At 32.5% G+C, this 19,839-nt stretch carries 16 protein-coding genes and 1 pseudogene; 11 read left to right on the plus strand and 6 right to left on the minus strand.

Annotated elements, in window-relative coordinates:
• Positions 1-2 precede the first annotated feature (2 nt).
• Complete coding sequence (gene dsdA, locus H3T54_RS05140) at positions 3-1,334, minus strand: D-serine ammonia-lyase (RefSeq protein ID WP_198199953.1); 1,332 nt, start codon at positions 1,332-1,334, stop codon at positions 3-5.
• Positions 1,335-1,353: 19 nt separating this feature from the next.
• Positions 1,354-2,691: a D-serine transporter DsdX gene (dsdX, locus tag H3T54_RS05145; protein WP_198221279.1), complete on the minus strand. Its 1,338-nt coding sequence runs from the start codon at positions 2,689-2,691 to the stop codon at positions 1,354-1,356.
• A gap of 214 nt (positions 2,692-2,905) precedes the next feature.
• Between dsdX and dsdC the strand changes: the two genes are divergently transcribed.
• The 5 genes from dsdC to H3T54_RS05170 all read left to right on the plus strand — a co-directional run bounded on the left by dsdC (position 2,906) and on the right by H3T54_RS05170 (position 8,250).
• Positions 2,906-3,868, plus strand: a complete 963-nt coding sequence (dsdC, locus tag H3T54_RS05150) for a DNA-binding transcriptional regulator DsdC (protein ID WP_198199938.1) — start codon at positions 2,906-2,908, stop codon at positions 3,866-3,868.
• 162 nt (positions 3,869-4,030) lie between these two features.
• A complete protein-coding gene (locus H3T54_RS05155; RefSeq protein WP_198221281.1) occupies positions 4,031-4,855 on the plus strand; it encodes a MetQ/NlpA family ABC transporter substrate-binding protein in 825 nt (274 codons plus the stop codon).
• 247 nt (positions 4,856-5,102) lie between these two features.
• The gene (locus tag H3T54_RS05160) at positions 5,103-6,032 is read left to right on the plus strand and encodes a hypothetical protein (RefSeq protein WP_198221283.1); all 930 of its coding nucleotides are present in this window, start codon (positions 5,103-5,105) and stop codon (positions 6,030-6,032) included.
• Between the two features lie 152 nt (positions 6,033-6,184).
• Positions 6,185-7,111 carry a hypothetical protein gene (locus H3T54_RS05165; protein ID WP_146208323.1) on the plus strand — a complete coding sequence of 309 codons (927 nt, stop codon included), beginning with the start codon at positions 6,185-6,187 and terminating at the stop codon, positions 7,109-7,111.
• Between the two features lie 239 nt (positions 7,112-7,350).
• The gene (locus tag H3T54_RS05170) at positions 7,351-8,250 is read left to right on the plus strand and encodes an endonuclease/exonuclease/phosphatase family protein (RefSeq protein ID WP_198199931.1); all 900 of its coding nucleotides are present in this window, start codon (positions 7,351-7,353) and stop codon (positions 8,248-8,250) included.
• Between the two features lie 132 nt (positions 8,251-8,382).
• Here H3T54_RS05170 and cmoB read toward each other — a convergent pair whose 3' ends face one another.
• The gene (cmoB, locus tag H3T54_RS05175) at positions 8,383-9,351 is read right to left on the minus strand and encodes a tRNA 5-methoxyuridine(34)/uridine 5-oxyacetic acid(34) synthase CmoB (RefSeq protein ID WP_198221285.1); all 969 of its coding nucleotides are present in this window, start codon (positions 9,349-9,351) and stop codon (positions 8,383-8,385) included.
• 35 nt (positions 9,352-9,386) lie between these two features.
• A pseudogene (gene cmoA / locus H3T54_RS05180) lies at positions 9,387-10,103 on the minus strand (carboxy-S-adenosyl-L-methionine synthase CmoA); the annotation flags it as partial.
• A gap of 86 nt (positions 10,104-10,189) precedes the next feature.
• On the opposite strand from cmoA, the gene H3T54_RS05185 reads away from it, so the two are divergent.
• Both H3T54_RS05185 and rnd read left to right on the plus strand, forming a co-directional pair.
• Positions 10,190-11,344, plus strand: coding sequence for a metallophosphoesterase (locus H3T54_RS05185; RefSeq protein ID WP_198221287.1), 1,155 nt, complete (start codon positions 10,190-10,192; stop codon positions 11,342-11,344).
• 24 nt (positions 11,345-11,368) lie between these two features.
• Positions 11,369-12,457, plus strand: coding sequence for a ribonuclease D (gene rnd, locus H3T54_RS05190; RefSeq protein WP_198221289.1), 1,089 nt, complete (start codon positions 11,369-11,371; stop codon positions 12,455-12,457).
• A 71-nt stretch (positions 12,458-12,528) separates the two neighbouring features.
• Here rnd and H3T54_RS05195 read toward each other — a convergent pair whose 3' ends face one another.
• Positions 12,529-13,221, minus strand: coding sequence for a 5'-methylthioadenosine/adenosylhomocysteine nucleosidase (locus H3T54_RS05195; RefSeq protein WP_110447833.1), 693 nt, complete (start codon positions 13,219-13,221; stop codon positions 12,529-12,531).
• Positions 13,222-13,320: 99 nt separating this feature from the next.
• Here H3T54_RS05195 and H3T54_RS05200 point away from each other — a divergent pair, with 99 nt between their 5' ends.
• Both H3T54_RS05200 and H3T54_RS05205 read left to right on the plus strand, forming a co-directional pair.
• Positions 13,321-14,091: an SDR family oxidoreductase gene (locus H3T54_RS05200; RefSeq protein ID WP_198221291.1), complete on the plus strand. Its 771-nt coding sequence runs from the start codon at positions 13,321-13,323 to the stop codon at positions 14,089-14,091.
• A 28-nt stretch (positions 14,092-14,119) separates the two neighbouring features.
• Positions 14,120-14,989 (plus strand): co-chaperone YbbN, encoded by an 870-nt coding sequence (locus H3T54_RS05205; protein ID WP_198199924.1) that lies wholly within the window; start codon positions 14,120-14,122, stop codon positions 14,987-14,989.
• Between the two features lie 203 nt (positions 14,990-15,192).
• On the opposite strand, the gene map is transcribed toward H3T54_RS05205, so the two are convergent.
• Entirely contained in the window at positions 15,193-15,981 is a 789-nt protein-coding gene (map, locus tag H3T54_RS05210) for a type I methionyl aminopeptidase (RefSeq protein ID WP_110447836.1), read from the minus strand.
• Positions 15,982-16,195: 214 nt separating this feature from the next.
• Between map and rlmC the strand changes: the two genes are divergently transcribed.
• Complete coding sequence (gene rlmC / locus H3T54_RS05215) at positions 16,196-17,341, plus strand: 23S rRNA (uracil(747)-C(5))-methyltransferase RlmC (protein ID WP_198221293.1); 1,146 nt, start codon at positions 16,196-16,198, stop codon at positions 17,339-17,341.
• Between the two features lie 300 nt (positions 17,342-17,641).
• Positions 17,642-19,837, plus strand: a complete 2,196-nt coding sequence (locus tag H3T54_RS05220) for a TonB-dependent hemoglobin/transferrin/lactoferrin family receptor (protein ID WP_198221295.1) — start codon at positions 17,642-17,644, stop codon at positions 19,835-19,837.
• Positions 19,838-19,839 lie beyond the last annotated feature (2 nt).

Genomic DNA, 19,839 nt, shown 5'->3' on the forward strand with positions numbered 1-19,839 from the left:
TACTAAATTTTTCCTAAATTTAAATATTTTTGCATCTCCTCTTTCGGTACCATTCCGCCGCCAGTTGCCCATACTAAATGAGTTGCATTTTGTAGTTGCTGATGGGTAAATTGCATACGTTCTAAATATTTCGAATTGTTAGTTACAATGACGGGACCTTGCATACCTGCTAGAGCAGAAGGTTCAAGTTGCATGTTTTCGGTTTTATCCAGTAATACTAACAAATCATACATATCCTGATCAGACAGGGTGTAATATCCATCTAAGAGACGTTGCATCGCTCGTCCAACAAATCCAGAAGGCCGACCCACAGCCAAACCATCTGCGGCAGTAATATTATCAATGCCGATCTCTTGTACCGAAATTTTGTCATGTAAACCAGTATAAACCCCTAGTAACATACACGGTGAATGGGTCGGTTCAGCAAAAATACAATGTACGTTATCACCGAATGCCATTTTTAAACCAAAAGCAACACCGCCAGGGCCACCACCTACACCACATGGTAAATAGACAAAAAGAGGATGATCTTTATCAACTTTAATTCCCAACTCATTGAATTGTTGTTTCGTGCGTTCACCTGCGACTGAATAGCCTAAAAATAGGGTAGTAGAATTTTCATCGTCGATGAAGAAACATTTTGGATCAGATTCTGCTGCTTTACGGCCTTGTTCAACGGCAACACCATAGTCTTGTTCATATTCAATAACATTAACACCATGATCTCGTAATTTCTTTTTTTTCCATTCTCGGGCATCTGCCGACATATGTACGCTAACTTGAAACCCGAGTTTAGCGCTCATTATGCCAATTGATAAACCAAGGTTACCTGTTGAACCTACCGCAATACGATATTGACTAAAAAACTGTTTAAACTTATCAGAATAGAATTTGCTGTAATCATCATGTTCTGATAATAATCCATTTTCAATAGCTAGTTTTTCAGCATAAGTTAAGACTTCATAAATACCGCCGCGAGCTTTAATTGAGCCAGAAATAGGTAAATGACTATCTTTTTTCAAATAAAGTTGACCGGCGATAGCAACATTATATCTGGCTTCAAGAGCTTTTTTCATATTAGTAATTTCAACTAACTGTGATTCAATAATACCCTTGGTTGTTGCTGTTTCAGGGAAAGCTAATGCTAAGTAAGGTGCAAAACGATTTAAGCGTTCACTCGCTTTTTTTATATCAATTTGATCAAGTCCAACATAAGGAAGGCCTATTGCTAAAGTTGTGGTATCAGGATTAAACCAACTGCATGGTTGAAGCTGAATTAACTTTTTTACTAACGGTTTATCGGCTATAAGTGTTTGTATCTCTATTTGATTCATATCGCTCCTTGAAAGATATCTAAATAAAATTAGATAATAAAAAAGTAACCATTAATGCCACTACTGAAGCAATGAATGTTGCAGAGGTGTAGTATTTCAGCATTTCAGTCATTGTCGCACCACAATATTGCTTAACAAGCCAAAATAACGAATCAGTAACTATGGTACAACCAATAGCACCCGAACCTATAGCCAGTGTAATGATTTCCGGACTGATATCAGGATAAAGGATTAGCATCGGTGATACGATTGCTGTGGCGCCCATCATAGCAACCGTTGCTGAACCTACTGCCGCATGCAAAATTATTGCTACTAGCCATGCCAATAAAATTGGATGCATATCTAAGAGAGATAAAATACTCGCTAAACTATCACTCAAGCCACTCGCTTTTAAAATACCATTAAATGCACCACCAGCGGCGATAATTAACAAAATATTGCCAATTGTTGAAAAACAATCTTCAGTTTTATTGAGTAAGTCGGCCATTTTCATTTCACGTCTTAGACCTAGCATATAATAGGCAACAAATGCAGCAATAAACATAGCGGTAATAGGATTACCGGTAAATTCTAAAACAGTATAAATTGACGTGTTTTTATCCATGTTTAACTCCGCAATTGTTTTAATCAGCATGAGAAAAATGGGTAATAAAATTATAAGTAATGTTGCAGCTAATGAAGGTAATTCTTCTGCAGTTCTTATTTTTAAATCGGAAAATTGTTCCGGTACTGCTTTAAATGGAATTCTATTTTTGATCATTCTTAAAAAAATAGAACCTCCGGCTAATGATGCGATTATTCCAATAATTAATCCATATAAAATTACACTACCAATATCAACGCCTAAAGCATTAGTGACATACAGTGCAGCTGGATGAGGTGGAACAATACAATGAACCGTCATAAGTGCAGTACATAATGGAATTGCTAACATTAACAATGATGTTTTGGTTTTTTTAGCAATTGAAAAGGCTAATGGTATCAAGAGTACAACGCCGACCTCAACAAATAATGTTATACCGCAAATCATGCCAATCAATACCATAATAACATCTGGTGATAACCAGCGGCATTTTTGTAAAGTAATACCAATGCGTTCAGCTGCACCTGATATTTCTATCATTTTACTCAGAATGGTACCTAAACCAATTACTGCAGCTAAAAAACCGAGTGTACCACCAATACCATCTTCAATAGAAGCAATCATATTTAATGGCTTCATTTTCATCAATACACCAACATAAAAGCTGGATAATAATAAAGCTAAAAATGGAAGAAGTTTAAATTTGATTATACTTATTACAATTAATAAAATACTTGAAATTAAAACACCTAACTCCCAAATCTGTGAATCCATAATGTTTTCCCATTTCAATGAAAGTAAAAATCAGCGCGTATTAGATTTTATGGGGAGATAACTGACAAATGATAATTAATCATCTTCACATGAGTAATACTCGGTTGAATAAGCATTAAGCTGTAAGAAAGTAGTAGTTATTAATTTAATTAATTGTATTTGATTTGTCATTTTTAGTTAAATGTTAAAAAAATTAGGTAAGTAAGGATGTGCAATGTTGGATGATGATCGTTTTATTACCACTAATCGATTGGTATCAGGATATCAATTAGCAAAATTTCACACTTTTGAAGCTGCTGCACGTTATTGTTCTTTTATGCGTGCAGCCGAAGAGTTATGTATTACCCCAAGTGCCGTTAGTCATCAAATTAATAAACTTGAAGAAGAATTAAATTTTAAGTTATTTAACCGGTTTCATCGCCGGATTGAGTTAACTCAAAATGGTAAGAATTTATTTAATATTTTAAAAAAATCTTTGGCGATACTAAATAGAGAAATATTTGAAATAAAGAGTCAAGAATTGATGGGACAACTAACCATTTATTCGCGTCCTTCCTTTGCAAAAGAATGGCTTGTACCGAAAATATCTGAATTTAATAAAAAACATCCTTATATTACCTTGAATATTTTAACCGGCAATGGGGTAGTCAATTTTAATCGGCACTGTGTTGATTTAGCAATTTATTATGATGATTTGCAACATGAAGATTTGGATGTTTATCACATAATGAATGAAACAATTATGCCGATATGTAGTCCTACATATGCTGAACACTATCAACTTAATGAATGTGTTGAAAATCTAAAACATTGTCTAATATTACACGACAATCAAGCTTGGCGATATGATTCTAACTTCGATGAATGGCAATCTTGGGGCAAGCACTTTAATATTGATATTGATTTTGAAGATTTGCCGACGATGTTATTTGATCGATCCGATTTAGCTATCGTCGCTGCAATTAATCATTCGGGTATTGCCATGGGAAGAAAAAACATAATTAACAAATATATTGCTTCAGGCGAGTTAATCACACCATTTCCAAATATGGCTTTAACATGTAAACAGCGTTACTATGTAGTATCTGCTACTAGGCACCGCAATCCAAAAGTGAAGGCTTTTGTTAGATGGTTAAAAGAAAATCTGGCTGAGCAGCCGGTTGAAAATGTTATCTAAAAATTAGTGAAAAATAAAGAGTAATTGTATATATCTATTATGAATATAGATATAATTTTTTCGTATTATCCCAATAGTTAATCACTATCTATAATGTTATCTCTAAATAATAGAATTAGTTGTTCAATTAGATTAACTTACTGATTGAAATAGGGAGTGATAATGAAAAAATATATTTACTTAATTCTGCTGTTGGGTTTGACTCTGATTGGCTGTGACAATAAGTCAGAATCAGCCAAAGAAAGTCAGGAAGACAAAAAAGAGATCATTGTTGGTTTACCGCCAAGTATGCATAACATCATGATGGAGAAAATCGTTAAGCCAGCTTTAGAACAAAAGGGTTATAAAGTTAAATTGGTAAATTTCAGCTCTCTTAGAGACTCAAATACCGCTTTAGTTGAAGGAAGTATTGATCTTAATGCAGCACAGCATCAAGCTTATCTTGATGTATATAATAAAGAAACTAAAAGTGATCTTGTTTCTTTAGTCCATATTCCTTCGATTTCTGCTGCGCTATTTTCTCAACTGCATCATTCGGTTGATGAAATAGCGAATGACCAAACAATTGTCATACCTAATGATCCTTCAAATAAAGCCAGATCACTATTATTTTTGCAAAGCTTAAATTGGATTACTTTAAAACCTGAAAGCAAATCAGGGACATTAGATTTAAATGACATTGCTGACAATAGATATAATTTGAAATTTAAATCGATATTATCGGAATTAATTCCTCGAACTCTTGGTGAAGTTGATTATGCGATAATGCCTGGCGGTGTCGCATGGTTAAGTAAAGTTCCAGCTGATAATGTTTTAGCACAAGAAAAGTTAACACCTAATCTAGAATTAATGGTGGTTGTAAAAAAAGAAAATTTGAACAGTAAATGGGCTCAAGAGATAAAACAACTTTACCAATCAGATGCACTTAAAAAATTCATTAGTGAAGATCCTGATGCGAAAGGTCGTTTTATCTGGCCACAACAATAAGCAAACAATTATCTATAAACTATTCTAGCAATAAATTAGGATAGTTTATGTTGTTGTATATAACATTGCATATTTATAAATAATTAAAATAAATTTAGTGTGTAGGTTGTTATAGCATCAAAGGCTCAATTTGATTTTAGTATTTCTTTATAAAGAGTTTTAGATTTTGATGATTTACTCTAAAATTCGTTGTGTTAATATTTACGCACTTCGATGTGAAAATTATATAAAAAAATAGTTAAATGTGATGAAAAAAATAAAATATTCTTTTATATTAGCTTGTAGCATAACGCTTTGTAGCTGCTTTAATGGTCCAACCTCACAAGTTCGTTTAATTGATAATCCTACTGCCAATGAAATTAAGTTAGTTATTGATGGTAAAGATGTTGTCATTCCAGCTAATTCAAATATCAAGTATACTTTTGAATATGGTAAACATAATCTAGCTTATAATAATGAGTCAATTAACTTTGTTGTAAAACCTGTAAAATTCAATGGTCGAGGTTTTATTAATCCAACCCAAAGCAACTATATGTTACATACTTTTATCTATGCAACTGACAACACCAGTGATGAAACGTATGACAAATTATTTGAGAAATCACTTAATAAAGTTGATGTTATCTTAGATGGTGAGCAAGTAGAGATTGATCTTCCTGTGAAAGTGGTTAACGATTTCTTTATTGAAGATCGAGATAATAGATGGGATTACTCTATTGATGAAAATATTCCCGACGAAATTACTGAAAATATTAATAAAAATCAATCTTATCAATCTCGTAAAATTAAAATGTATCGTGAAAGTGAATATTTGAAGTTTTTAAAAGAAGATGGTATAGAAGATGAAATTAGTTTTCCTAATAAACCTAAAAAATTGTCTGAAATTAATCAGTATGTATTTCCGAAACTTGATTTAGAAAGCATAACATGTGATGAAGGTAAAAAATATTTACAGGACACATTAGATAAATGGCAACAACTTTTCACTTTAACGGGTAGTGACGTTGCAAGTAAGTATGAAGGATTTGGGGGATATGATGGTATGCATGCCTTACTTGGTTCTAAAAAACTTTGTCCTAACGAAAAAGATCCTGAACAAACTTATTCCAAAGCTATTAGGCCGTTAGACGACGCTTTAACTAAAGGACGTGATATATACTTTTTTGTAATCAAATAAATCTGAAAATATTTTAAAGATCAAATTATAAAAAATAAAAGGCACTAAATCTTATAATTAGGTTTAGTGCCTTTTAATTTTTCTATTAACAACATCATTTTTTTTATGTTAAGATTTGTACTCTTGTAATATAAACTAAATAAATGGATGTTATGAAAAGATTTAAATATTCTTTGCTTTTGGTATGTAGCCTTTCTTTGGTTGGTTGCTTTGAATCAAGCACTACTGGAAAATCTGTAAAACGTTTGATTGATAACCCAACAGACAAGGAAATAAAAGTAGCAATTGATGGTAATGAGTTAGCTATTCCCGCTAAATCAAGCGTTAAATATGAATTTGAATATGGTAAACATCAGTTGACTTATAATGGCCAATCATTAAACTTTTTAGCTAAACCCTCAACATTTAATAACACTGGATTTATCAATCCAACTCAATCCAATTATTATATGTATCGAACATATTATACGAATAGCCAAGAAAATTACGAAAGTAGAATTAAAGATCATCTTAAAACGTTCGAAGTGACTATCAATGGTGAACCTCATGAGATAGAACTTCCTATTAAAATTATTAATGATGTATTTATTGAAAGAAATGACGATAGATATGAGAATGCATGGGATTATGGCATAAATGATAAGTTACCAGATGAAATAAGAAGTAAAGGTATTACTAAAAAGGATAAATTGTTTCGTGAAGCTGATTTTATTGATTATCTAGCTGAATCTGAAGAAGATCTTAAGACAATACAATTTCCAAACCAACCAAAGAAATATGCTGATTTAACTAAATATATTGTTCCCAATATTAATTTAGATAAAATTAAATGTGATGAGGGGCGAGAATTTGTAAAACAACATTTAGCTGATTGGAATAACCTTTTCACCTTAAAAGGAGATGATTTGACTAAATTATATAATCAAATAAAATCCGATGAAACTTTCAGAACAAAACACGATATCATGAGAAGATGTGTTGGAGATATAGATCCAGAACACACATATATGTATGCTACTAGAGAAATTGAATCGGCATTAGAGGATAGTGATGAATTAAATCTTATTATTATTGAATGATTATTTAATTATTGATTGATAATATATTATATGTGGCACCTAATTGAACAATTAGGTGCTTTTTTCTTGGTAAGTAAAAAATATTATTTAGATAAATATTTTCAGGATTGACAGCAGTTAATTAGCACAATTTGTAAATGATTTTATTGATATAACTCACATAAATTACAAAAAAACTTTTGGTTAAAGTTAAATCGATATAGTATTAATGTGATATTAATAATAGAAAGGAATATCTTATGAATAAAACTAAGTTGAAAATTGTCGCATTGATTAGTGGAATTATTCTTAGTACCTCTAGCGCTTTTGCCTCACTTGATGATGCTAAACAACTAAAAATCATTAGTTATAACGTCTATAATGGTATGAAGTTAGATGAGAGTGAAGGGAAACAGAAATATATTGATTGGGCCAAAGCACAAGATGCCGATATTATTGCTTGGCAAGAAATGAATTTTTTTACTCGTGAAAAACTTGAAAAATTTGCAGCTAGTTATGGTCATAAATATGCGGTACTGTTAAAAGAATCACCAGAAGATGCTGCTTTTTTCCCTGTAGCTATTACTTCAAAGTATCCAATAATTAATGTTAACAAAGTCGTTGATAATTTGTGGCATGGGGCACTCTATGCAGACATTGGAAATTATCATTTTGTAATTACGCATATGAATCCATTTTGGACGGCTAAACGAATTGATGAGATTAATTTAATTATCGATTCAATCAAATATAGTCGTGATCCTAAAGGGAAATGGATAATTGCCGGAGATTTGAACTCGTTTTCACCGGCAGATAAATCTGACTATGATAAAAGTACCCTTTTAGAGGATATTAAAGAAAAGCAAAAGAAAAGGCCAATTTTAGAAAATCTGGTTGATGGTAAACTAAGTTATACTGTACAACAAAATCTTCTGGATGCTGGTTTTATTGATGCATTAAAAATTAAGCATAAAGAATTTGTTGCAACTGCACCAACTAAAGTATTTTATGATCAAGCATCAGTTCCATTACGCTATGATTATATCTATGTTTCACCACCACTTAAAAATAATGTCATTGATGTTGAAGTAATAAAAGATGATTTTACGGACAAATATTCTGATCATTATCCTGTTCAAATGATCATAAAAAATAATTAATATTAATCGAACTTATTTATATAAAATATATTGATAGATTAAACGGGCAAAAGCCCGTTTTTTTATTGTGTTTATCTATTTTAAAAGACTAGAAAAATAATCGTTACTTTTAATCCCAATAAAATTAAAAAATCATTTTCTAGCAACAAATACTGCCCGCATTGGCGCAGGATAACCTTCTACTGTTTTGGATAAATCGTTCGGATCTAAAAATTCCGCTAATGAATCTGATTCCATCCATTCTGTTTTGCGTTGTTCATCCAAACTGGTTTTGGATATATCAACCATTTTTATATCTTTAAAACCACATTTATGTAACCAATTTATCATGGTTGGTACTGATGGAATAAAATAGACATTTCGCATTTGAGCATAACGTTCACCAGGCATTAATGCTTGATGTTCGGTTCCCTCAATAACCAATGTTTCGAGTACTAATTCGCCACCATCAACTAATTGATCTTTCAATTGATAAAGATGATCAAGCGGTGAGCGACGATGATATAATACTCCCATTGAAAAAACCGTATCAAATGCGTTTAATTTTGGTAATTCCTCAATGCCTAATGGAAGTAAGTGAGCTCGCTGATCATTGCCTAATAGTTTTCTTATTGCTTCAAATTGGCAAAGGTAAAGAGCCATTGGGTCAATACCAACAGCAAGTTTGGCTCCTGCACCAATCATACGCCATAAATGATAACCACTATTACAACCAACATCGAGAACTGTTTTACCTTCTAAATTATCGATATGATCAATCAATCTTTGCCATTTCCAATCGGAACGCCATTCAGTATCAATATCAACGCCATAAATATGAAAAGGGCCTTTACGCCATGGCATCATGGTTTTTAATAATTGTGTGATACGTTGCTGTTCGCCAGAAGATAATGGTTGCTCTGTTTTTACAGTTACACTATGTAATAGATCAACTTGAAAAGGAGTAATTGCAGGCAAGTGCTTTATACTATTTATCCATTGACTAAAACGGTTATCTAAATTTTGTTTTTGCCAATTAGACAATTGCGCTGGTAAAACTTCAAGCCAATTTTTAAGCTTATTTTTTGCGATAATTTGGTAAAAATCACCAAAATCAATCATTCTTTTTTCCTTTATAATCAAATTAAATCTAGAGGTTATTTGATAGCAATAATCGAGCCAAAATTAAAACATTGAAACCAAGTATCAACATGCTCAAACCCTGCTGTTATCAGACGTTGTTTATGGGTCGCAACGGTGTCTGTAAGCATAACATTTTCTAGCATATTACGTTTTTGGCTTATTTCCAGTTCACTATAGCCATTGGCTCTTTTGAAATCATGATGCATATTAAATAATAAATCGTCGACAGTCTCATCACTAAAACTAAACTTTTCCGATAAGACTAATATGCCATTTGGTCGCAAAGCTTGATAAATATTATTTAAAACCCGTTGTCGATTTTCGGGAGTTAAAAATTGCAAGGTAAAATTAAGAACTACCATTGATGCATTTTGCATATTTACATTACTAATATCTTCACAGATAACATCGACAGGCGTATTTGATTTATAAGCATCAATATGTTTTTTGCATCGCTCTACCATAGGTAATGAGTTATCAATAGCGATAATGTGACAATTTTCGTGTTTGATATTACGGCGAATGGCGAGAGTGGCAGCGCCTAACGAGCAGCCTAAATCATAAATCATGGAGTTAGGTTGTACAAATCGGTCAGCTAACATACCAATCATTGATATTATATTCGAATAACCGGGTACCGATCGTTGCACCATATCAGGGAAAACTTCGGCAACTTTTTCGTCAAAAGTCCAATCACCTAATTTGTCGATCGGAGTTGCAAATAGCTGGTCTTTTTTGGTATCCATAAAAGTTATTGGTACTATAGAATCTAATTCTGTTATCATACCATTTTTTGAGTCCAATTGTTCGAGTAATTATGACTTTTGTTGATTTTATAGCCATTTTTGCAACGATTATTATCAGTATTTCGGTCACATTTTTATTAGGAAAACGCTGGCAGTTTTGGTTTAACCTTCAGTTAAGCGGTTATGGTCGAATTATTTATTGGCTGACTATTGGTTTGGCCGGTGGATCGTTTATTCTTGCTAGAGTATTAAATGATATTTTAACCTCGGGATTACATCTGTTTCTGCTAACGATTTCTGGTTTGATGATCTGTAGTGTTTTTATAACACTCATTTTTGAAATTGTTTATCGGTTTTATAAAAAGCAAATTAAGCCCAATCTTTGGCATAAAATCAGTTTTATTATTGCGGTTGTGGCTTTGTTTTGTTTTGGTCATGAAATGGCGATAAATCCTAAAATAGTTGATTATCAGGTTGTAATTAATAAATCAGCCAACGTTGATCGTCTAAGAATTGTGCAACTTTCTGACATTCATATTAATGAGCATACCTCTGCAAGTATGATTCAAAACATGATTGACAAGGTAAATAGCTTAAAGGCTGATTTTATTGTGATAACTGGCGATACATTAGATAAACGATTAAAACCTTTCGTCAAAAATGGATTTATTGAACAGTTTCAACAATTAAAGTCGAAATACGGCAATTATATTATTTTTGGTAATCATGAATATTTAGGTACCCATGATAATAATAATCGTGAAGAAGATATCATTAATGCATTCAAACAGGCGCATTTAAAAGTATTGAAAGATGATATTGTTTATCTTGATGAGGTTGGCATTACGTTGATAGGGCGTGATGACTTTTCATCATATAAGTATGATGTTAAGCGCGCCTCATTATCCGATTTAATTATGTTTTCTGATACTGATAGACCAATAATTTTATTAGATCACCAACCACGAGATATTAAAGATGTAGCAGAACAACAAGTAGATTTAATGTTATCTGGACATACTCATGGTGGTCAAATCTTTCCTATCAATATATTGGTGGCGATGATGTACAAAAATGCCAATGGAATTTATCACGATACTGATCATCATTTCACCAGTATAGTCAATAGCGGTTACGGATTTGGTGGCCCACCAATTCGATTAATGACTCGCTCTGAAATCGTTGTAATCGATGTATCTTTTGCCAACAAAACTACCATTCAATAGATTATCTTAAATAGGAAGCGTACTTTGAATTATCAATTTATTATTAGTAATGATGAATTATCCAATTATTGTCAAAAGATCAAGAATAGTAGTGCTATAGCATTGGATACTGAATTTGTACGAACTAAGACTTTTTATCCTCATTTAGGGCTGTTACAGGTTTTTGATGGTAAACATGCCGCCTTAATTGATCCTCTTAATATTAACGATTGGCAGGAATTCTTAGCGATTTTAACCAATCCTAATATTGAAAAATATTTTCACTCCTGCAGCGAAGATATTGAAGTGTTTCTTCATACATTTAATTGTGTTCCTTCTCCAGTAATAGATAGCCAAATTTTAGCTTCTTTTTTGGATAATCCCATTAGTAGTGGCTATGCAAGTTTAGTTAATAAATATCTTGATGTTGAGTTAGATAAAAGCGAAACACGGACTGATTGGTTAAAACGTCCTTTGACAGAAAAACAGTGTGATTATGCTATTAATGATGTTTTATATTTGTTTCCATTAATCAATAGGTTAAAATCTCAGCTTATATCGATTGATTATTTAGCGGCTGCTTATCAAGAGTGTCAAAATGCAATTGCACGTAAATGTGAAACATTTGATCCTCAAAAGGCTTACTTAAATATTAAAAATAGCTGGCAATTGAAAGGGGATAGTTTAGGGCAATTAGCTAAACTTGCTTGCTGGCGTTATCAATTTGCCAAAACTCACGATATAGCATTGAATTTTGTGGTACATGAAGAGATTTTATGGAAAATAGCTCGTTATCAACCAACTTCTTTAGCTGAACTGGATAAATTGGGTATGAAAGGTAAAGATATCCGTTCATATGGCCAAACAATTTTGGATATATTGCTTCAACCTATACCTATTATTCCGGCAATTCAACGTATTAATAGTTATCCAAATTATAAAAATATTGCTGATTCATTGAAACAAATCGCTGAAACAATAGCATCAAAAACAGGACTTAACAGCGAATTAATACTTTCAAGACGATTAATCAATCAGTATGTAAAATGGCAAAATGATAGGAAAGGTGAGATTCCTGAAATTCTGTCAGGATGGCGTAAACCATTATTTGAACAATATGACCTACCTAATTGATTAAGTCATAATGTAAGAATGACAAAATTTTAGTTAAAAGGTGTCAAATTCGATTGACACCAATTTTTATTTTAAGCTAGTTCACTTAGCATCGATTCAACAATTTTTGATGATTGGGCAGCAGCAAGTTTTAAAAATGATTGAAAATCAACTGCCGATTCATTATCACCATTATCCGAAATTGCTCTCACCACCACAAAAGGTACTTTAAATAACCAACAAACATGGCCAATAGCGGCGGCTTCCATTTCAACAGCGATAGCATTAGGAAAAGTTTCTTTAATCCGTTCTAAATTGTTTTTACCATTTATAAAGGCATCACCACTGCCAATTGAGCCATCAACAGCGTTGACCCCATGTTTCTTTATACATTGCTTAGCTAATGATTGATAATTAATATCAGCAGCAAACGAAACAGGACAACCTGACATTTGACCTGGTTTATATCCAAAGGCGGTTAAATCAACATCATGATAAAATACATCTTTTGATACAATAATATCTCCGATATTCAGTTCCGTTGATAGACCACCCGCTGAACCGGTATTAATAACTGCATCAACTTGATAATTATTTAATAATAATGTTGTTCCTGATGCAGCAGCAACTTTACCTATGCCTGATTGTAATAATACAATTTCACAATTGGCTATTTTACCTATATGAAAATCACATCCTAAATGACGCTCTAATTGATAATCGGTAATTTTACTCTTTAGTATGGCTACTTCTTCTTCCATAGCAGCGATAATAGCAATTTTCATATGGTCCTCTTGGCTTATTAACCGTATATTTATTTTAAATGTGCTATCATAATTGCTGTAAGTTAACTTGACAATAAATGAATATAACGGAGATAAAATTTGCGTACAATTTTTATAACAGGTTGTTCAAGCGGTATAGGATTGATTTCAGCTATCGCATTGAAAAAACGAGGTTATCGTGTCATTGCATCATGTCGAAAAATAGCAGACCAACAAAAATTAATTGAGCAAGGTTTTGAAACCGTTTTGTTAGACTTAGACGATGCCAATTCAATTAATCAAGCTGCACAACAAGTATTAACCTTGTGTGAGGGTAAATTATATGCATTATTTAACAATGCTGGATTTGGCGTTTACGGCCGTTTAAACACCATTAGTCGATCACAATTAGAATCACAGTTTTCTACTAACTTTTTTGGTGTTCATCAATTGACTCAATTACTATTACCGGCAATGATTGAACAAAATGAAGGTAGAATAATTCAAACTAGCTCGATTGTTGGAATAGTCGCAACACCAGGAAGAGGCGCATATTCTGCCAGCAAATATGCTTTAGAAGCATGGTCTGATGTACTGCGTTTAGAGTTAGCGAACACCAATATTAAAGTTTGTTTAATCGAACCTGGTCCATTGAAAACCTATTTTTCAAATAATGTAAATCAGACCGAAAAAGAAAAAATAGTAAAAAATCCACCTATTGCCAAACACTTTACGTTAGCTCCTGAAGCGATATTACCATATTTGTATCACGCATTAGAGCATAACAAACCAAAAATACGTTACAGGGTAACAAAAGTAACTAAACTGGCGGCAATAGCTAAACGTTTGCTTCCAGATAGATTAATGGATAAAATTTTACAAAATAAATAAACAGTTAAACATATTTATAGGATAGATTATGTCAAATCAATTTATTTTTGATGTTAATGAACAGAATATTCAAGAAATTATCGAAAAATCAACCAGTAATCCAGTGTTATTCTATTTTTGGTCACCAAGAAGTCCTAATTATCAAGAAATGACAGATACGTTAACCAAATTAGCAACACAACATCACGGACAATTCATTCTTGCTAGCGTAAATTGTGATGAACAACAAATGTTAGCAGCTCAATTTGGGCTTAGAGCAATTCCAACCGTTTATATGTTTCAAAATGGTCAACCTGTTGATGGTTTTCAGGGGCCACAAAATGAAGAAACTATTAAAACTTTTTTAGATAAAATTTTACCCAATGAAGATGAACTGAAGCTTATTGAAGCACAACAATTATTTAATGAAGGCCAATATGCGCAAGCATTACCTTTATTAAAACAAACTTGGACTGTACTTAAAGATCATTTAGGCAAACCAAGATCAGATATTGCGTTAATGTTAGCGAAAAGCCAAATAGAACAAAAACAACTAGCTGAAGCAAAGGAGGTTTTGACAACTATTCCATTGCAAGATCAGGATACAGCATACCACGGTTTACAAGCCGAAATTGAGTTACTCGAACAAGCAGCGAATTCACCTGAATTACAGCAATTACAAGCTGAATTAGCTAAACAGCCAGATAATGTTGAGTTAATGATTCAACTTTCATCGCAATTAATGCAGGTAGGCCGGCACGAAGAAGCCTTAGAACTGTTGTTCAAACCTTTAACAAAAGATCTGAATGCTGGCGAAGGGCAGGTGAAGAAAACTTTACTAGATCTATTAGCAGCTTTAGGAACGAATAACGCACTTGCTAGTAGCTATCGCCGTAAGCTTTATACGTTATTATATTAAAATTTCTAAAACCAAAGCTTGAAGGATATTGGACGCTTTTTTATGAGCTACTGGATATTAGGGACGAATATCACAACCTAGAAATATATGTCGCAGTAAAGTTAATGAATTCAAAAATCGCGGGAAATTGAATTCTAGATAGTTAGGTTAAGGTATATAAAATGAAGAGATTCAACAATAGAGTATTGTTGAATCTTTTTTATTTAATGTTCGATAACGCGAGGAAAGTTTTCATTACTGCGAAGGGTTAGAACTTCAACACCATTATCTGTAACTAAAATCGTGTGTTCATATTGGGCTGACAATCCATGATCTTTGGTTTTAACTGTCCAACCATCTTTCATGGTACGAGTACGCCAATCCCCAGTATTTACCATCGGTTCAATAGTAAAGGTCATACCTGGTTTTAAAATCACACCACCATCGTCAGCATCATAATGTAAAACTTGTGGTTCATCATGATATACTTCACCTATACCATGACCACAATATTCACGAACAGAAGAAAATCCAAATTTATCAACATATTTTTGAATTGCTTTACCGATTTCTTTTAATCTGATCCCTGGTTTAATTATTTTAATGGCTTCGTATAAACTCTCTTGTGTGACTTGACATAGTTTTTCTCCGGCAACAGTTGGTTTTCCTGCAATGTACATTTTTGATGTATCCCCATGAAAACCATCTTTAATTACCGTCACATCAATATTAAGAATATCACCATCTTTTAACTTTTTATCAAAACTTGGAATACCATGACATACTACATCGTTAATTGAAATGCAGCTGGTATGCTGAAAACCATGATAACCAATGTTGGCAGGAATAGCCTTTTGCACATTAACAATGTGTTCATAACAGATCTTATCTAGCTCACCAGTGCTAATACCTGGTTTGACATAAGGTTCAATCATTTCTAAAACTTCTGCTGCTAATTTGCCAGCGATTCGCATTTTTTCGATTTCAGCGGGGGTTTTTAACTTAATAGACATTAATGAGTTCCTATAATTTGCATGGCAATATCCTATCATATACCGCTATTTCGTCAAATCATAGCTATTGATAAATCAAGTATAACGATTAAATTTAAGATTTTTGTTAAAAAATTTTGAGGAAAGGGGTTTTTGGACATAAAAAAAGAAAACTAATACAGCTTAAAACCATTTAATTATATAATAATGCATTATAAAAAAAGGTTTTCATAAAATGCAATGTAGCTATTATCAAGAAAATAAATGTTTGTCTTGTCATAAAATAAATCAACCATATAAGTCTCAACTAAATGAAAAGCAAAACCAATTAATTGAAACTTTAGCAAAGTTTAATCCTAAAGAAGTTAAAGATCCTTCTGCTAGCCCTGAATTAGGTTTTCGTAATAAAGCTAAAATGGCGGTGCTAGGCACGGTTGAAAAACCCATATTGGGTATTCAAAATGATAACCAAATTATTGATCTGTGTGATTGCCCGCTTTATAGCGTAAATATGCAAAGTATCCTAAAAATGGTTCGCACCTATATCCGTAAACAAGGATTGGTCCCTTATAATATTAATAAGCGGAAAGGGGAGTTAAAATTTGTCATTATTACCGAAAGTGTTATCGATGATAAAAACCACTTTATGCTGCGATTTGTGTTGAAATCACATGTATTTGTCGAGAAAATAAGAAATAGTTTGCAAAATTTACTCGATAAGATAAATAATCTACAAGTCGTATCGATTAATATTCAACCTAACCATGCCGCTATATTAGAAGGTAATGAAGAGTTAATTTTAACAGATAATCCTTTTCTAGAATTTAGGTTGAATAGCATACCACTTTATATAAAATCAAAAAGCTTCTTTCAAACAAATAGCTATATTGCTGAAAAACTATATAAAACGGCTAGTGATTGGCTGGCGAATTTAGATGTAAACTCTATATGGGATCTCTTTTGTGGTGTAGGTGGATTTGGTTTGCATTGTGTTCGTCATGCTAATAACGATAATATTCAATTAACAGGAATTGAAATTAGTTCTGATGCTATTGAATGTGCATCAAAATCTGCTAAACAGCTAGGTTATGACAAACTTAATTTTGAATCCTTAGATGCCACTAAATATGCAACCCATCAAAAGCAGACGCCTGATTTAGTTTTACTTAATCCACCAAGACGAGGGGCAGGTAGAGTACTGGTCGAATACTTGGAAAATATACAACCCAACTATATTTTGTATTCAAGTTGTAATTTGTCATCATTAGCACAAGATCTACAATTATTGACTAATTACCAAATGACCAAAGTGCAATTATTTGATATGTTCCCTCATACATCTCATATGGAAGTGTTAGTTTTGTTAGAAAAAATCAGATAAATCATTACTAAGATAGGCTAGTTTTTATAATAAATATTAATAAATCTAGCCTAACCAATTTTGTGAATTCTTTTGTTCTTACCTTTTATTTTCATCATATAAAGATTTATTATCCTGATTCTATTCAATTTTTATAATTACAGCAATAACATTAAATGATAATCATTAGCAAATGTTAATAATTATTATTAACATTGATCGTGTTTATAATTTTTGCTAGATTAATGAGCCAAAAATGATAATTATCAAATATTGTGGCATTGGTTAAAGCAGTTCATTAATCTAATTTTGTGGTGAAAAATGAAAATAAATAAGATATTTCTAATGATGTTGGCGGCTTCAATACCTTTCCCTGTATTTGCTGATAATGATGATATAGAAACAATTACGGTTACGGCGAGCAGACAAAAGAAAGCTAAATTGGCTATCCCTGAAACGGTTAATGTTGTGACTAAGAAAAATATAGATGATCATCAAATGTCAACAATGGAAGATTTAGTTAGATATATGCCAGGTATATCGGTAAATCGACAAACTTCTGGTACCGATCCTTTTGGGAATCTCGGTGGAATTAGAATACGTGGTATGTCGGGTAACCGTGTTCAGTTACAAGTAGATGGCTCAAGGGTTATTGAAAGTATACAAGACGGAAACAGAAATTTTATTGATTTATCAAATATCAAAACCGTGGAAGTTATTCGTGGACCAGGATCAGTTTTATGGGGAGCCGATGCAGTTGGTGGTGTTGTGGCATTTAAAATATTAGATCCTAGTGATTTACTTAAAGGCAGATCATATGCAGTTAGAGTTAATGGTGGTTATGATAGTTTGAATAAACAAAATACTAAAACCGGTATGTTAGCTGTTGAACTAATGTCTAATTTAGAAGGTTTATTAAGTTTTAGTCGTCGAGATTATCAAGAGGCGAGATTAAGCAAAGCTAAAGCGAATGGTGGTATTTGGGGATGTCCGCGTGGAGAAGATGCCATTCGATGTAATAAATTAAACCCTTTAGATGCGAAAGCAGAAAATATGCTCACTAAACTGGTTTATCATAATGATAATCGGGAAACAAAATTAACATATGAAAATTTTCGATCTAACTCGTTTGTAAAACAGCTATATGATTACGGTTTGCAATCTAATGGATCTTTCAATGGTGATTATCGAAGAACGCAAATACAAACTCGTAAAAGGTTTGCCATCGATGATAGTTGGATGCCATCATTAGGGTTTGTGGATCAAATTAAAACCATGCTCTCTTATTCTCCTCAAGAACGTTATTTAAAATCACATCGTCAGCAAAAAGATAAAAAACAAAATCCGATTTATACCTATACAACTAATGATTATAAAGAAAAATTCTGGCAATTGGATTTACAATTGAACTCAAACTTTGACTTTTTAAACAGTAATCATGATTTAGTTTATGGTTTTCAGGGCGATATTACCCGCAGTTACTATCGTAATGCAAGTACAAAAAATGGTATAAAAAGCATTGGTGGAGGGTTTAATTTTGCTAATTCTAAAACACAAAGAGCTGATATCTATTTTCAAGATGAATTTCATTTGATTAGTGAACGATTTAAAATTAAGCCAGGTGTCCGCTATGCAACTTACAAAATCAAACCCAATCCAGATAGCCATTATGCGGTAATCGAAGGAAAAGAACCTCGTGAGGTTACATCACATCGTTTTATTCCTCAATTAGGTGCTTTGTTTAACATTAACGATCAATACTCAGTTTATGCTCGTTATGCTGAAGGTTTTAAAATGCCAACAGCTCAACAGATATATACTTCTTTGCCATCATTTAGCATGAATCTAATCCCTAATCCTAAATTGAAGCCAGAAAAAGTAAAATCATATGAAACAGGGTTAAGAGGCGATTTTTCTAAAGGCTGGTTTAGTGTAGGCTTTTTTAAAGCTGATTATAGTGATTATATAAAGAATTTTATTCGTGTTGGACCAAAAGATTATACCTATAAAAATTTATCCAAAGTTAATCTTTGGGGTATTGAATCATCGGCTGAATGGCAATTTTATCCAAATTGGACATTAAATGCGTCGACTTCGTATCAATATGGTAAAAAACAAGAATCACCTGGACAGAAAAAATCTTATTTTAATGATGCCATGCCATTACAAGGTAATCTAGGTCTAAAATGGCATCTTCCTGATTTCGATTTTGATACTGAAGTATTAGCTACATTTTCTAAAGCGGTTTCACATGTATCCAAAGATAGCTCGTCTTCAGATGAAGTATTTAAGCCAAGTGGTTATGCCATTTATGATGCTTATTTAAATTGGCATCCAAGCAAGAATATTACTATTAGGGGTTCAGTATTAAATATCTTCGATCGTCGTTATTTTAAATGGCCTATGTTTAGTAGTTACTATAAAAATCCGCAAACTAATGTAAAAGTGACGAATCCTATCGAGTTACAAACAGCGCCAGGAAGAACATTTGCCATAAGTGCGGTTATAAATTTCTAATA

The organism is Gilliamella sp. B14384G10, from assembly GCF_016101685.1.
GTDB lineage: Bacteria > Pseudomonadota > Gammaproteobacteria > Enterobacterales > Orbaceae > Gilliamella > Gilliamella apis_A.